The sequence below is a fragment of the Micromonospora marincola genome (genome assembly GCF_056150385.1).
In genome coordinates this window covers 375,598-390,151 of sequence record NZ_JAXCFT010000001.1, presented here as the reverse complement: position 1 = coordinate 390,151, position 14,554 = coordinate 375,598, and the positions used below count along the sequence as shown (strand labels likewise).

Here is a 14,554-nt window from a genome sequence, read left to right as displayed (position 1 = left end):
CGGGTTCGGCGCACCGCTTCGCGTTACGACACGCCCGTCATGGTGATCACAATCTGTCCGTCTCGGCGCACCGGCACGCCGGTCGAGCCGCGCGACGGCGAACCGGCCCGGTCACCGGGCTACCCTGTCGGTCATGACGAGCCCGCAGAACCGCCGCCCCGGCTCCGGCCGGCGCACCCATCGCGACCGGCACGGTCGGGGGCTGCGCGGGCGGCTGGTGCCGGCCACGGTGCCGCTGGCCCGGACCAAGGCGGAGGTCTTCGACGACCTGGTGCTCGACACCGTGGAGACGCTCGAACGCCGGTTCGCCAAGGAACTGGCCGGGGTGGAGTTCGCCGTCGAGGACGTCCCGCCGGATTTGAACGTCTACGACTCGGACGTGCTGGAGGACGGCGAGGTGCCGCTCGCCCGGCTCCTGCCGGGCCGCCCCGGCCGGCAGGAGGTGCCGCCGCGCATCGTGCTCTACCGGCGGCCACTTGAGTTCCGCGCGATGGACCGGGAGGACCTGGCGGATCTCGTGCACGACGTGATCATCGAGCAGGTGGCGAACCTGCTCGGGGTCGACCCCGACGAGCTGGCCTGACCCACGTCGACCCCACGGACCGGGCGGCCCCCAACCGCCCCGGCCCGTACGCGGGTCAGGCGGCGACGCGCCGCTTGAGCTTGCGCCGCTCCCGTTCGGAGAGGCCGCCCCAGATCCCGAACCGCTCGTCGTGGCCGAGCGCGTACTCCAGACATTCCGTCTTGACTTCACACCGCGAGCAGATGCGCTTCGCCTCGCGGGTCGAGCCGCCCTTCTCGGGAAAGAACGCCTCCGGGTCGGTCTGCGAGCAGAGCGCCCGCTCCTGCCACTCCGGCGCGTTCCCGAGCAGGTCGGCCACCTCGAGCTGGCCGTCCATCAATTGCCTCCTTGTCGCGCACCGGCGTCATTCGCCGCTGCAACCCCCCACGCGAAAGGCGTGCGTGTCCGTACGGGCCCCATTTGATGTGTTCCGTGCGAACAACCCCATTCAAATTACACGCGTGTAATGCGTGCGCCGTCAAGCCAAACTTGATAATGGAGTCGCCCTCCCGACACGACCGGGACGACCGCTGCGGTCGCCCGTAGCCTCGCAACCTGCCCTATCGATTCAGACCCCGGACGAGTAACGCCCCTCCCGGCGAGTTGCCCCAAGTTTTCTGCCGTGGCGCACTACAGGCGGGCCGACCGGACACCCCCTGCCGGCCGTCGCCCCAAGATCACCAATGGTGGGGCAAAGGGTAACGCGCCCGACTGGGCGCCGCTCGTCGAGCCGGTCAACGCCGATCGCGCCCCGTCCAACATGTGGACGGGGCGCGACGGGTACACGGAGCGGCCGATCAGTCGTTTCTGGCCGGTGAGCTGGTCGGCCAGGCGAACTCGGCGATCGACCCGCCGGCGACGGAAATCGCGCCGGCCGGCGTGTCCTCGTCCCACCAGACGGTATAAACGCCCGCTTCCAAATCCGGATAGACCGCACTGTGGAACACGCCGTCCTGGACATGCCGCTCCCGCACGGCGGAGTGGGTCCGCGGGCCGTCCCGGTCCGCGCGGCTGATCTCGATCTCACGCCCGTGCAGGTCCCGCCCGGTGTGAATGATGAGCGCGCCGGTGTCGCCACCGAGGTCGAGCATGACGGTGCCGCTGAACGACGGGCCGAGGTCGTGGTGCCGGTGCCTGTGCATCCCGCGCTCCCGTCAGGACTTCTTCGCCGGCGGGTTGTTGAACCCGTCGTACGGCGTGCCGAGGAACGGGAAGTCGGCGAGGAACGGCGCGGTCACGTCGGTGGCGTCCAGGCCCGGCGTGACGGCCGCCGCCGCGGCGTCCGGCTTGAACGTCTTGTCCACAAGCGGCACGGTGAGCCCGGCGATCGCCCGCAGCGCGATCGTCACCACGTCGTCACCGACCCGCCGGCCGTTCGGGAAGCCGGCCAGGTCGCCGCCGAGCACCCCGAACCGGTCCGGCTTGGCGCTGGGGCGGATCGCCGTGTTCAACCGCAGCATGTCGGCCTGCGTGTCGCCGGTGGTGTTGGCGAAGCCGTCGATCAGCCCGGCCGGTACGCCGGTGAGCAGGATCGCCACCAGGTCGGCACGCGGCTTCTTCGCCTTGTTCAACGCGTCCAGGTTCGCGAACACGCCCGGATAGAGCGCCGGCAGCAACGCGGCCAGCTCGGGCCGCTCGACGAACCCGGCGAACCGCTTGTCGTCCGACGGCGGCAGCGTGTTCCATAGGTCCTTCTTGGACATCGGCACGATCACCTCGTTGAACAACGGGTTGCCGAGTCGTGACACCTGGACGAAGGGGCCGGTGGCGGTGTCCGCCGACACCCGGTCCCCGAGCACCCGGACCTGCTGGCGGGACGCGCTGGTCCAGACGCCGATGGTGGACGCGCGGTCGGCGTAGCCGTACCGACTCGCCTTGCGGCGGACCTTGCTCAACGGCACCTGGACGGCGATGCTGTGCACGTTCAGCCGGTCCAGCGCGTTGACCGGCTCGCCCTCGGTCTTGAACAGCTTCTTGCCGGCCACGTGCAACTGCTGGAACGGCCGCAGCGTACCCAGGTCGAACACCGCGCCCAGGTCCACGAAGAAGCCGTCGGCCCGCTGGCCGGCGAAGACCTTCTCCCCGGTGGACAGCTTGAACGTGGCCTGCCGCACCAGGTTCTGGTAGTTCGGCGTGGACAGCGGGCCGACGTTGCACGGCGGGCAGGGCAGCTTGTTCGCAAGCACGTGCTCGCGGCCGTCCGCCACCCGGGTCAGCTTGTAGAACTGCCGCCGGTTCCAGTTCTTGCTGTCGAGCGACTCGATCGGGCCGGTGTTGTAGAGAAAGCTGTTCTGATTCGTGATCTCGGTGGTGAATTCGAACCGGTAGGTGACGTCCGGGTAGCCGTCGCCGTCGTTGTCGACGTGGATCTCGTACCGGACGTCGTCGCCGAACTCGAAGAAGTTGGGACCACCGGACGGAAGCTGCACCGGCACGTAGTTGGCGATCAACGTGACCGTGTCCGGTCGGCTCGGGCTGACGAACGCGTACAGGTCGGAGCTGTCGGCGACCGGATCCTTGGCGATTTCCGGGGCCTCGCGGTGAGAGGACATGGCGGACCAAACCTTCGTCGGGGGGACGTGAGTCGGACCGGCGCCGGGAGCCCGCGCCGGGAGCGAGCGGGATCAGCGGCGGGCGGCGCGCACCAGACGGTCGGCCAGGCCACGGTCGCGTACCTGGACCCGGGTCGTGCCGACGAAGACGTCCATCGTGCCGGTGGCGGCGTCCCGGAGATGGACCACGATCGGTTCGTCCCGCCGGCTCGCCGAGGGGGAGTTCTGGGCGGCGGACAGGCCCGGCACGGTGAGGGCAGCCGCGCCGAGCGTGGCGCTCGCCGCGGCGGTAAGCGTCTGCCGGCGCGTCAACCGCGGCCAGGTCCGCCGCTTGGGCGCGTCGGTGGTCTCGTCAGTGCTCATCGGCAACCTTTCCGGACCGGCGCCGTAGCACCGCGGGGGCCGGGCACCCGGACGCCGCCGGGTCCCCGGGCTGGGGTCACCGGCGGCGGTCCTCGCCGCAACCGCCGCCGGCATCCACAGGTACGGCGCGGGGCGGAAAAAGGTTCGACGTCAGGCGCCGACGTGACCGTACGCGGTCGTCCGCTTGCGGAACGGCCGCCCGGCCGCCGTCGCGATCCCCCGCAACTGCTCCTCGGTACGCGCCGAACCGTTGCCCGAGCCGGCCATCCGGGAGATGGTCTCCTCCATCAGCGTGCCGCCGAGGTCGTTGCAGCCACCTCGCAGCATCTCCACCGTGCCGGTGTCGCCGAGCTTCACCCAGGAGCACTGGATGTTGTCAATCCGGCCGTGCAGCAGCAACCGGGCCATCGCGTGCACCACCCGGTTCTCCCGCCAGGTCGGCCCCGGACGGGCGATCCCGGCCAGGTAGATCGGCGCGTTGGTGTGCACGAAGGGCAGCGCCACGAACTCGGTGAAGCCGCCGGTGCGGTCCTGCACCCCGGCCAGCACCCGGAAGTGGGCCAGCCACTGGCCGGGGTGGTCGACGTGCCCGTACATCATCGTGGAGCTGGACCGGATGCCCAGCTCGTGGGCCGTGCTGACCACCTCGACCCAGGCGGAGGCCGGCAGTTTGCCCTTGGTGAGCACCCAGCGCACGTCGTCGTCGAGGATCTCGGCGGCGGTGCCCGGGATGGTGTCCAGGCCGGCCTCGCGCAGGCGGCCCAGCCACTCCCGCACCGGCACGCCGGCCTTCGCCGCGGCGGTGACGATCTCCATCGGCGAGAACGCGTGCACGTGCATCCCCGGCACCCGCGCCTTGATCGCGCGGACGATGTCGGCGTAGCCGGTGACAGGCATCTTCGGGTCGATGCCGCCCTGGAGGCAGACCTCGGTGGCGCCGGCCGCCCACGCCTCCTCCGCCCGGTCGGCCACCTGCTCCAGGGAGAGCCGGAACGCGTCGGCGTCGCTCTCCCGCTGGGCGAACGCGCAGAACCGGCAACCCACGTAGCAGACGTTCGTGAAGTTGATGTTCCGGTTCACCACGTACGTCACGTCGTCGCCGACCGCGTCCCGGCGCACGTCGTCGGCGATCCGGCACAGCTCGTCAAGCGCCGGCCCGTCCGCGCCGAACAACGCCAGCGCCTTCGCCTCGTGCGCCGGCGCCAGCAACGCGGCCGGGTCGTCCGCCGCCAGCCGCAGGCCCGCGCGCAGGTCGCCGTCCGCGCCGCCGGTCCCGTCCGCGCCGGTCCCGTCCGCGCCACCGGTCGCGGGTACGCCGGCGCGCACCGCGAGCGCCTCCGCCGTCACCTTGCCGGCCACCTCGGACCAGTCGCCGTAGACGCTGTCGAAGTCGCCCCGACGGTCCTCGGTGCGGCCGGTGACGTCGATGGTGGCGTGCAGGTCGGTCCGGCCGCCGAAGACCTCCTCCGGCTCCTGCCAGGGCCGCCCCACCGGACGGGCCTCCTCCACCGCCAGCCCGGTGGCCGGGTCGGCGAGCGCGGTGACGTGCGGCAGCAGGCGCGGATCAAGCCACGGGTCGCCGGCCCGGACGTACTCCGGGTAGACGGTCAACCGCTCGCGCAGCGTGAACCCGGCGCTCGCCGTACGCGCGGCCAACTCGTCCAGGTGCGGCCAGGGCCGCTCCGGGTTGACGTGGTCGGGCGTGACAGGCGAAACCCCGCCCCAGTCGTCGATGCCGGCGCGCAGCAGCAGGTCGTACTCGCCGGCGATGAGGTTCGGCGGCGCCTGGATACGTGCCCTCGGGCCGAGCAGCAGCCGGGCCACCGCCACGGTGGCGGCCAGGTCGTGCAGCTCCGCGTCCGGCATGCCGCGCATCGCGGTGTCCGGCTTGGCGCGGAAGTTCTGCACGATCACCTCCTGGAGGTGGCCGTACTCCCGCATCGCCCGGCGGATCGCGAAGAGCGCGTCGACCCGCTCGGTGAGGTTCTCGCCGATGCCGATCAGGATGCCTGTGGTGAACGGCACGCCGACCCGGCCGGCGTCGTCGAGCACCCGCAGCCGCACCGCGGGCTCCTTGTCCGGCGAGCCGAAGTGCGGGCCGCCCGGCTCCGACCAGAGCCGGGTCGCGGTGGTCTCCAGCATCATGCCCATGCTCGGCGCGACCGGCTTGAGCCGCTGCAACTCCGACCAGGAGAGCACGCCCGGGTTCAGGTGCGGCAGCAGGCCGGTCTCCTCAAGCACCGCCACCGCGCACGCGCGCAGGTAGTCGAGCGTCGAGTCGTATCCCCGCTCGTCCAGCCACCGCCGGGCCGCCGGCCACCGCTCCTCCGGACGGTCGCCGAGCGTGAACAGCGCCTCCTTGCAGCCCTGCGCGGCGCCCTCGCGGGCGATCGCCAGCACCTCGTCGCGCTCCAGGTAGGCGGCGGGCAGCCGGTGCGGCACGGTGGCGAACGTGCAGTAGTGGCAGCGGTCCCGGCAGAGCCGGGTCAACGGCACGAAGACCTTCTTGGAGTACGTGACCACGCCCGGCCGGCCGGCGTCCCGCAGCCCGGCGTCGCGGACGTCAGAGGCGACGCGGAGCAGTTCGTCAAGCGCCGCCCCCCGCGCGGTGAGCAGCGCCGCCGCCTCACCCACGTCAAGCGCCCGCCCGGTGGCGGCGCGGCCGAGCGCCCGCCGGACCCCGGCCTCATTCGGAACGCGCCCACCGTGATCACCCATCCCCCCAGCCTATGCGCTCGCTCAGGGGCAAGGAGGGGCCCCTTCTTAACGCATTCGGTAGAGGAGGGGCCCCCGCTTAACACCCCGCGCGGCGGAGCAGCGGGCGAGCAGCGGGAAGGCCGCCGCCCGCCGCCCGCTGGCTCATCGGGGCTGGTTCGGGTCCTCGCGGTCGAAGCGCTGGGTGCGCTCGTCGTCGGTCGGGGACGCCGGCTGGCCCGGCTCCCCGGGCTGGCGCGGGATCGTCTGGGTCGGGTCGGCCGACGGCGGCTGGCCGAACGGCGGCGCCGACGGCGTCGAGCCGGGCTGGGACCCGGCCGACGGGGCACCGGGCTGGGATCCAGCCGGCGGGGCACCGAACTGCGGACCGTCGAACGGCGAGCCGGGCTGCGGGCCGCCGAACTGCGGACCGGCCTGCGGGCCGCCGGGCTGCGGGGACCCGAACGGCGGTGCCGACTGCGGGGCGTGCGGCGGGGCGGTGTTGAACGGCGGCGCGGACTGCGGCTGGCCGTACGGGCCGGCCTGCGGCCAACCGGGCTGCGGCGCGCCGGCCTGCGGGTAACCCGCCGAGGGGTGACCGGGCTGCGGGGGCACACCGGCCGGCGGGTAACCGCCCGGAGCCGGGTAGCCGCCGGGCTGGCCGGGCTGCTGCGGCCAGCCCGGCTGGGCCTGGCCGTAGACGCCGGGCTGCGGCTTGGGCCTCGGCACGTAGTAGAGCGTGCGCCAGATTTTGAACACCACGTACGCGGCGACCGCGAAGATCGCCAGCCAGGCGGCCCGGGTGAGCAGCCCGAGGAACGCGTCGAGCACCTCACCGTCGGCGAGCCGGCCGAGCAGCCAGATCAGGAACGTCAGCACCCCGAAGACGGCGGAGACGCCGTACTCGATCAGCGCCACCAGGGTGATCAGTTTCGCCTTCGCAAGCGTCGGGCGGATGTGCGTGGCGAGCAGGACGGCGAGCAGTGGCAGGACCGTCGACTCCAGGCCGACGAAGGCGTAGAAGGTGCTGCCGGCCCGGCCGCCGAACGTGCTGTAGTCGTCGACCGGCACCAGCAGGCGCAGCAGGCCGACGAAGAGCAGCACGGCGTTCGCGCCGAGCAGGACGAGCGCGGCCAGTTCGCGCAGCGGCTTGGTCAGTTGGCTGGCCTGCGCGGCATCACCGGACGCGGGCTCGGCGGGGCTGGTCACGGACTCCCCCAGGGGACGAAAGCGGACAGTTGGCGAAGTGAGCCTAGTCTCTCCGGCCACCGGGCGATCGACGGCGGCACGTGCGGAAGGATGGACGTCATGCGCATCGTGGTACTGACCGGCGGCATCGGGGGCGCCCGCTTCCTGCTCGGCGTCCGGGCGTACGCCCGGGAGGTGGGCGCCGAGGTGACCGCCGTGGTCAACGTCGGCGACGATCTCCTGCTGCACGGGTTGAAGGTCTGCCCCGACCTGGACAGCGTGCTCTACACGCTCGGCGACGGCGCCGACCCGGAGCGTGGCTGGGGCCGGGCGGGCGAGACCTGGACGGTCAAGGCCGAGTTGGCGGCGTACGGCGCGGAGCCGAGCTGGTTCGGCCTCGGCGACAAGGATCTCGCCACCCATCTGGTCCGCACCACGATGCTCAACGCCGGCTATCCGCTGTCCCAGGTCACCGAGGCGCTTGCCACCCGCTGGCAGCCCGGCGTACGCCTGCTGCCGGCCACCGACGAGCGACTGGAGACCCACGCGGTCATCTCGGACGAGCAGGGGCAGCGGGCGATCCACTTCCAGGAGTGGTGGGTGCGCTACCGGGCCGACGTACCGACGCACCGGTTCGTCTTCGTGGGCGCGGAGTCGGCGAAGCCGGCCCCGGGCGTGGTCGAGGCGATCGCCGCCGCGGACGTGGTGCTGATCGCGCCGAGCAACCCGGTGGTGAGCGTCGCGCCGGTCCTGGCCGTGCCCGGCCTGCGCGACGCGGTGGCCGGCGGCCCCGCGCCGGTGATCGGGGTGTCGCCGATCATCGGCGGTGCGCCGGTACGCGGCATGGCCGACCGTTGCCTGGCCGTGCTCGGCGTCGAGTGCAGCGCGGCCGGCGTGGGTGGCCTCTACGGCGCCCGCTCCGCCGGGGGCCTGCTCGACGGCTGGCTGGTCGCCGAGGAGGACGAGGGCGCCGTGGTGCCGGGCGTGGTGGTCCGCGCGGCGCCGCTGCGGATGACCGACGAGGCGGCTACCGCCGCGATGGTGCGCGCCGCGCTGGAGTTGACGTGAAGCTGGAGATCCTGCCGGTGCCGGGCATCGGCCACGTGACCGAGGGCGACGATCTGGCGGCGCTGATCGCCGGCGCGGCCCCCTGGCTGCGCGACGGCGACGTGCTCGTGGTCACCAGCAAGATCGTCTCGAAGGCGGAGGGCCGGCTTGTCGACGTGCCGGCGGACGGTCCGGAACGCCTCGCCGAGCGGGACCGGGTGCTGGCCACCGAGACCGCCCGGGTGGTCGCCACCCGGGGCGCGACCCGGATCGTGCAGACCCACCACGGGTTCGTGATGGCCTCCGCCGGCATCGACGCGTCGAACGTGGACAAGACCCGGCTGGTGCTGCTCCCGGTGGATCCGGACGCCTCGGCCCGCGCGTTGCGGGCGGCGCTGCGCGACCGGTACGGCCTCGACGTCGCAGTCGTCGTCAGCGACACCATGGGTCGCCCGTGGCGCAACGGGCTCACCGACGTGGCGCTCGGGGTGGCCGGCATGCCGGCGATCCGCGACCACCGCGGCGAGGTCGACCCGTACGGCAACGAGCTGCATCTCACCCAGATGGCAGTCGTCGACGAACTCGCCGCCGCCGGCGAGCTGATCAAGGGCAAGTGCGACCAGGTGCCCGTCGCCGTCGTCCGCGGTTACCTCACCGCGACCCGGGACGACGACGAGGGCGCCCGGACCCTCGTGCGGGACGCTTCGCTCGACCTCTTCTCGCTTGGTACGGCCGAGGCGCGGGCCGACGGCCTGCGGGCGGCGGCCACCCTGCCCGACGTGACAGGTCCGGCCCCGGCCGACCCGGCCGCGGTGGAACGGGCGATCGCCGCGGTCGCCGACGCGGTCGCCCCCGGCACCGTCTTCACCCACGTCACCGACGAGGAGGTACGTGCCGGATTCGCCGCCACCGTGCCCGGCTGGCCGGCCGCCGCCACGGGCCTGGTGCTCGGCGCGGCGCCGACCCCTGTCGATCCGGCGGACCTGGTCCGGTTCGGCGGCGACATGCAACGCCTGCGCACCGCGCTTGCCGCCGAGGGCGTCGGGTCGGTCCTGCTGCCGCCCCCGGCCGGCAGTACGGCAAGCGCCACGCTGGCGCTCTGACCCGCCGAGCGGTGTCGGTCAGGCGTCGAGGACGGCGCGGCCCAGCGGCGTCAGCGTGTGCAGCACGGTGTTGCGGTCGCGGTGGCTGACCAGCAGCCCGGCGTTGCGCAGCACGGAGGTGTGCTGGCTGGCCGCGGCGGCGGAGATGCGCAGCCGCCGAGCCATCTCGCCTGTGGTGCAACCCTCGTCGGCGACCTGGAGCACCGCCGCGCGGGTGCGGCCCAGCAGCGCGGCGAGCGCCTCGCGCTGGGCGGCTGCGCCGTCCCGGCTGCCGCCGGTCTCGGGGGTGAGGCCGCCGAGCCGGTCGACCGGATAGACAAGCACCGGGGGCAGGCTCGGGTCGAGCAGCGCCACCGGGTTGCCGGTGCAGAAGAACGACGGGACGAGCAGCAGGCCCCGACCGTCCAGGTGCAGTTCCCGGGTGTCCGGGTAGTCGAGCACCTCAAGCGCCCCGTCGGCCCACCGCATGGTGGGTCGCAGGCTGGCCAGCAGCCCTTCGGCGCCACCGTCGAGCATGGCCCGCGCACGCCGTGACCGGTCGGCCTCGACGGCGGCCTGGACCCGCGCCCAGTACGGGGTGACCGCCAGCTCCTGATAACGCGCCATGGTGTCGGTGAGGTCCTGCAACACCTCGGACTCGCCCCGGGCCAGCGCATTCGCCGAGGACGGCAGCGAGTTCTCTCCGGCGAGGACGGTCAGGTCGCGGCGCAGCCTGCCGAGCGGGGTGCCGCGGACCGCTTCCAGCCCGGCCTCGAAACCGTCCCGGCTGGCGGACGGGGTGAGGAAGTCGGGAAAGTAGCCACGCGGCGGGTTGAGCGCGAGGAGCAACCGGTAGCGTTCGGCGCCGGTGTCGGTCCGCAGGCCGCGCGCCACGCCGCGTCGCCAGGTGGTCGACAGCGGGTCACGGCTGCGCCCCTGGAGCAGGTGCAGGCTGAGAACCAGTTCCCACAGCGGGTCCGCGGCCGGGGCGACCCGCGTCCGCAGAATGTCCTCGCGCGAGAATATGATCTTCAACATGGAGCGCTCCCGGGTGGACGGCGGAGGTGCCTGCCACCCCTCGCACTTTACCCGCCGGCACTGATCTCCATTTTTAAGCGTGACGTGAAAGACCTCGACGCTTGGCGCACCGGTTCGGCAAACTCTCCCTTGCCCGCCGACGCCGGGGCGCGTTGCCGACCCGGTCGCCGGCCGACGGGCATGGCCGGACGGCACCACGAGGGTCTGCGGATCGCTCCGCAGGGGTGCCGTCCGGCCTCACTCTTCCGAGCCACCGAGCTCGTACAGTGTGCGGATGCCCGACACCTCCCGCACCGCGTACGCCGACCTGCACGCCGACGCCAGCGCGACGCTGAGCCGCTGGACGGCGACCAGCCCGGCCGCCGCCGCGAACCGGGACCGGACGCTGACGCTGCTTGCCGACGGGCCGGTGGCGATGAGCCGCGCACACCGGCCGGGGCACGTCACCGCGAGCGCGCTGGTCCTCGACTCCACAGGCGACCGGGTGCTGCTCTGCCTGCACGGCAAGTTCCGTCGATGGGTGCAGCTCGGCGGGCACTGCGAGCCCGGCGACCTGACGCTTGCGGCAGCCGCCCTGCGCGAGGCCACCGAGGAATCCGGGATCGTCGGCCTGACGCTCGATCCCGAACCGATCGACGTCGACATCCACCCGGTCGCCTGCCAGGGCGGCTCGCTGCACTACGACGTCCGGTACGCGGTGTTCGCCCCGGCGGGAGCGACGGAACGGGTCAGCGACGAGTCCGAGGCGCTCGGCTGGTTCCCGCCCGACGAGCTGCCCGAGCCGCTGGCACACGGCACCGCCCACCTGGTGGAGCCGGCGCTTGCCGCCCTGGCCCGCCGCGCCGCCGGCTGACGCACACCGGCGGCCCGACGGGCCCGGAGGGCTCAGATCAGGCCCTCCTCGCCGCGTTCCTTGAGCTGGTCGACGATCTTCTTCACGTCCTGCGCCCGGTCGCGGGGGCAGACAAGCACCGCGTCCGGAGTGTCCACCACGATCAGGTCGTGCACGCCGACCGTGGCAACGAGGCGGCCCGAGTGCGGCACCACCACGGTCCCGGAGGTGTCGTGCAGCAGCACCCCCGGCTTCGCGTCGCCGCCGAGCACCACGTTGCCGTCGTCGTCGGTCGGCAGCACCTCACCGAGGGTGTCGAAGTCGCCGACATCGTTCCAGCCGAAGTCACCCGGCACGGTCGCCACCCGACCGGCGGTCGCCGCGCCCTCCATCACCGCGTAGTCCACCGAGATCTTCGGCAGCGTCGGCCACACCGTGCCGAGCACGTCGTCCTGTTCCGGGGTGCCCCAGGCCGCCGCGATGGCGGTGATCCCCGCGTGCAGCGCCGGCTGCTGCCGGGCCAGCTCGGCCAGGAAGACGTCCACCCGCCACACGAACATGCCGGCGTTCCAGAGATGCCGGCCGGAGCGGACATAGACCTCCGCCACCTCGGCGGCGGGCTTCTCCTTGAACTCGCGTACCGGACGCAGCGGCCCGTCGCCCACCGGGTCGCCGGTCTCCAGGTAGCCGTAGCCGGTCTCCGGCCTGGTCGGGGTGATGCCCACAGTCATCAGCAGCCCCTGCTCGGCGCCGCCGATCGCCTGCCGCACCACCTCGGCCCAGCCGGCCGGGTCGCCGATCAGGTGGTCGGCGGCGAACGAGCCCATCACCGCGGCCGGGGCACGCTCGGCGATCACCGCGGCGGCAAGCGCGATGGCCGCGCAGGAATCCCGCGGCGACGGCTCGACCAGAACGTTCTCCTCCGGCAGGCCAGCCAGTTGCCGGGCCACCGCCGCGGCGTGCGCGGCCCCGGTGACCACGAGCGTGCGCTCCGGTGTGGTCAGCGGCGCCAACCGGTCGACCGTGGCCTGCAACAGCGAGGCGGGGGTGCCGGTCAGCGGGTGGAGGAACTTGGGATGGCCCGCGCGGGACAGCGGCCACAACCTTGTGCCGCTGCCGCCCGCCGGGATGACGGCGTAGAACATCAGCACATCATGCCCGAAGCGGGCGAGCCACCACGGCCGTCGCCGGGGATCCGCAGCGGACGCTCAGGAACGCGCCCGCCGCCAGGCGGCAATGTGCACTTCCGCGCTTGACTCCCAGGTGAACTCCTTGGCCCGATCGAAACCGGCCTTCGCCAGGGAGAGCCGCCGCTGCTCGTCGTCGAGCAGGGCGCCCAGGTCGGCGGCGATCTGGTCCGGGTCCTCACTTGTGTACGCCACCGCGTCGCCACCCACCTCGGGCAGGGAGAGCCGGGGCGTGGTGAGCACCGGCGCGGCGCACGCCATCGCCTCCAGGATCGGCAGCCCGAAGCCCTCGCCGTACGACGGGTAGGCGGCGACGAGCGCACCGCCGAGGAAACCGGGCAGGTCGGCGTAGCGCAGGTAACCCGGGCGGAGCAGCCGCAGGTGCGACGGCACCTCGGCCACCGCGCGGTCGATGTCGTCGTCGTGCCCCTGGCCGCCGGCGACCACGAGCACCGGCGGGTTCGGCCGGTCGGCCACCGCCCGGGCCCAGCCACGGATCAGATTGGGTACGTTCTTGCGCGGCTCCTTGGCCCCGAGGAACGCGACATAGCTGTTGTCGCCCAGCCCCAGCCGGGCCCGGACCCGGGCCTTCTCCTCGTCGCCAGGCGCGTGGAACGCGGCCTGGTCGACGCCGTGATAGGCCACGTCGATCCGGGTCGGATCGGCGTCCAGCAGTCGGATCAGCTCGTCCCGGGTGGCCTTGCTCGGCACGATCACCCGGGCCGCGCGACGCAGCGAGGTCTTGATCGCGCTGCGGAAGAACGTCCGGCGCGACTTGTCGTAGTGCTCCGGCTCGGTGAAGAACGTCGCGTCGTGCACGGTGACCGTCACCGGACACCCGGCCCGGAGCGGACAGGTGTAGAACGGTGAGTGCAGCACCTCCGCGTTTACCTGCTGGGCCAGCAACGGCAGGCCGGTCTGCTCCCAGGCGAGCCGCGCCGGGCGGTGCGCCACCGCCGCCGGCGCGGGGATGATCTCGGCGCCGGGCAGCATGCGGGTGTAGCGCTCCAGGTCGGTGCGGAGGCTCACCACGGCCAGGTCGACGCCGTCGCCGCAGACCCGGCCGAGCGCGCCGAGCAGGCCGTCGACGTATCTACCGACGCCACCGCGATCGGCGGGGACACTCGTGGCGTCGATGAGAACGCGGGGCGGGCGACCGGCGGTCACAGGGCGACTCCTCAGGTGGCGCGTTTGTGGGGAACAACACTGTCGGCAAGCCTACGCCGGACCGGGTGTCCCACGCTGACTGCGACCCGACGGTACGCCGACTTGTCGTTGTCATCGAGTACGTACCCGGGGCGCGTATCGTTCGCGCCGATGGCCGACAACATTGCCCGGGTGTTCGCCGACGCGATCGCGACCGACCCCACCCGACCGCTGCTGACCTGGTATGACGACGCCACCGGCGAACGCACCGAACTCTCCGGCGCGACGCTCGCGAACTGGGTCGCCAAGACCGCCAACCTGCTCGTGGACGAGGCCGGCTGCGCGCCCGGCGACGCCGGCGGGGTGCTGCTGCCGCCGCACTGGCAGACCGCCGCGGTGCTGCTCGGCTGCTGGTCGGCGAAACTGACCATGGTCGACCCCCCGGGCCCGGTGGAGGTGCTGTTCACCGCCGTCGACCGGGTCGACGAGGCGAACCGGTGGCCGGCCGGCGAGCGGTACGCCCTGGCGCTTGATCCGTTCGCGCTGCCGATGCGGCAGGTGCCGGCCGGCTGCGCCGACTTCGTCGCGGCGGTACGCGGGCACGGCGACCACTTCACCCCGTACCCCTCGGGTGGCGAAGGGGACGCGGCGCTGCTGGCCCGCGCGGAGGCCCGCGCCGCGGAGCTGGGCCTCGGCCCCGGCGACCGCCTCCTGGTCGACGTGACCCGCCACCCCGACCCGGTCGACTGGCTGCTGGCCCCGCTGACGGCCGGCGCCAGCGTCGTCCCCTGTGCCCACCTCGACCGCTCCCGCCTGGACTCCCGCGCCGCGACCGAGAAGGCCACCCACACCCTGGCCTAGGC

At 73.1% G+C, this 14,554-nt stretch carries 14 protein-coding genes; 5 read left to right on the top strand and 9 right to left on the bottom strand.

Features of this window, described 5'->3' with window-relative positions; all coding sequences use genetic code 11:
* Nucleotides 1-133: 133 nt before the first annotated feature.
* A complete protein-coding gene (locus SM450_RS01875; RefSeq protein ID WP_018787548.1) occupies nt 134-583 on the top strand; it encodes a metallopeptidase family protein in 450 nt (149 codons plus the stop codon).
* 55 nt (nt 584-638) lie between these two features.
* Here the strand turns inward: SM450_RS01875 and SM450_RS01870 are convergent, their stop codons facing one another.
* The 6 genes from SM450_RS01870 to SM450_RS01845 form a co-directional block, all read right to left on the bottom strand.
* Nucleotides 639-899, bottom strand: a complete 261-nt coding sequence (locus tag SM450_RS01870) for a WhiB family transcriptional regulator (RefSeq protein WP_013284161.1) — start codon at nt 897-899, stop codon at nt 639-641.
* A gap of 460 nt (nt 900-1,359) precedes the next feature.
* The gene (locus SM450_RS01865; RefSeq protein ID WP_474617881.1) at nt 1,360-1,704 is read right to left on the bottom strand and encodes a phospholipase; all 345 of its coding nucleotides are present in this window, start codon (nt 1,702-1,704) and stop codon (nt 1,360-1,362) included.
* A 12-nt stretch (nt 1,705-1,716) separates the two neighbouring features.
* On the bottom strand, nt 1,717-3,114 hold the full coding sequence (locus SM450_RS01860) for a DUF4331 domain-containing protein (RefSeq protein WP_474617880.1): 1,398 nt from the start codon (nt 3,112-3,114) through the stop codon (nt 1,717-1,719).
* Nucleotides 3,115-3,186: 72 nt separating this feature from the next.
* Nucleotides 3,187-3,477: a hypothetical protein gene (locus SM450_RS01855; RefSeq protein ID WP_282286905.1), complete on the bottom strand. Its 291-nt coding sequence runs from the start codon at nt 3,475-3,477 to the stop codon at nt 3,187-3,189.
* 150 nt (nt 3,478-3,627) lie between these two features.
* The gene (locus SM450_RS01850; RefSeq protein ID WP_474617879.1) at nt 3,628-6,195 is read right to left on the bottom strand and encodes a bifunctional FO biosynthesis protein CofGH; all 2,568 of its coding nucleotides are present in this window, start codon (nt 6,193-6,195) and stop codon (nt 3,628-3,630) included.
* 141 nt (nt 6,196-6,336) lie between these two features.
* Nucleotides 6,337-7,380: a hypothetical protein gene (locus SM450_RS01845; protein WP_474617878.1), complete on the bottom strand. Its 1,044-nt coding sequence runs from the start codon at nt 7,378-7,380 to the stop codon at nt 6,337-6,339.
* A 99-nt stretch (nt 7,381-7,479) separates the two neighbouring features.
* Here SM450_RS01845 and cofD point away from each other — a divergent pair, with 99 nt between their 5' ends.
* Both cofD and SM450_RS01835 read left to right on the top strand, forming a co-directional pair.
* Nucleotides 7,480-8,427 (top strand): 2-phospho-L-lactate transferase, encoded by a 948-nt coding sequence (gene cofD / locus SM450_RS01840; protein ID WP_474617877.1) that lies wholly within the window; start codon nt 7,480-7,482, stop codon nt 8,425-8,427.
* Nucleotides 8,424-9,509, top strand: a complete 1,086-nt coding sequence (locus SM450_RS01835) for a coenzyme F420-0:L-glutamate ligase (protein ID WP_474617876.1) — start codon at nt 8,424-8,426, stop codon at nt 9,507-9,509. Before cofD ends, SM450_RS01835 begins: the two co-directional genes overlap by 4 nt.
* 18 nt (nt 9,510-9,527) lie before the next feature.
* On the opposite strand, the gene SM450_RS01830 is transcribed toward SM450_RS01835, so the two are convergent.
* Nucleotides 9,528-10,526, bottom strand: coding sequence for an ArsR/SmtB family transcription factor (locus tag SM450_RS01830; RefSeq protein ID WP_474617875.1), 999 nt, complete (start codon nt 10,524-10,526; stop codon nt 9,528-9,530).
* 274 nt (nt 10,527-10,800) lie between these two features.
* On the opposite strand from SM450_RS01830, the gene SM450_RS01825 reads away from it, so the two are divergent.
* The gene (locus tag SM450_RS01825; RefSeq protein ID WP_474617874.1) at nt 10,801-11,379 is read left to right on the top strand and encodes an NUDIX hydrolase; all 579 of its coding nucleotides are present in this window, start codon (nt 10,801-10,803) and stop codon (nt 11,377-11,379) included.
* A 32-nt stretch (nt 11,380-11,411) separates the two neighbouring features.
* Here the strand turns inward: SM450_RS01825 and SM450_RS01820 are convergent, their stop codons facing one another.
* Nucleotides 11,412-12,503, bottom strand: coding sequence for a mannose-1-phosphate guanylyltransferase (locus SM450_RS01820; protein WP_474617873.1), 1,092 nt, complete (start codon nt 12,501-12,503; stop codon nt 11,412-11,414).
* Nucleotides 12,504-12,566: 63 nt separating this feature from the next.
* Nucleotides 12,567-13,712 carry a glycosyltransferase family 4 protein gene (locus tag SM450_RS01815; protein ID WP_474617872.1) on the bottom strand — a complete coding sequence of 382 codons (1,146 nt, stop codon included), beginning with the start codon at nt 13,710-13,712 and terminating at the stop codon, nt 12,567-12,569.
* Between the two features lie 150 nt (nt 13,713-13,862).
* On the opposite strand from SM450_RS01815, the gene SM450_RS01810 reads away from it, so the two are divergent.
* Nucleotides 13,863-14,552, top strand: coding sequence for a TIGR03089 family protein (locus tag SM450_RS01810; protein ID WP_474617871.1), 690 nt, complete (start codon nt 13,863-13,865; stop codon nt 14,550-14,552).
* Nucleotides 14,553-14,554: the final 2 nt, after the last annotated feature.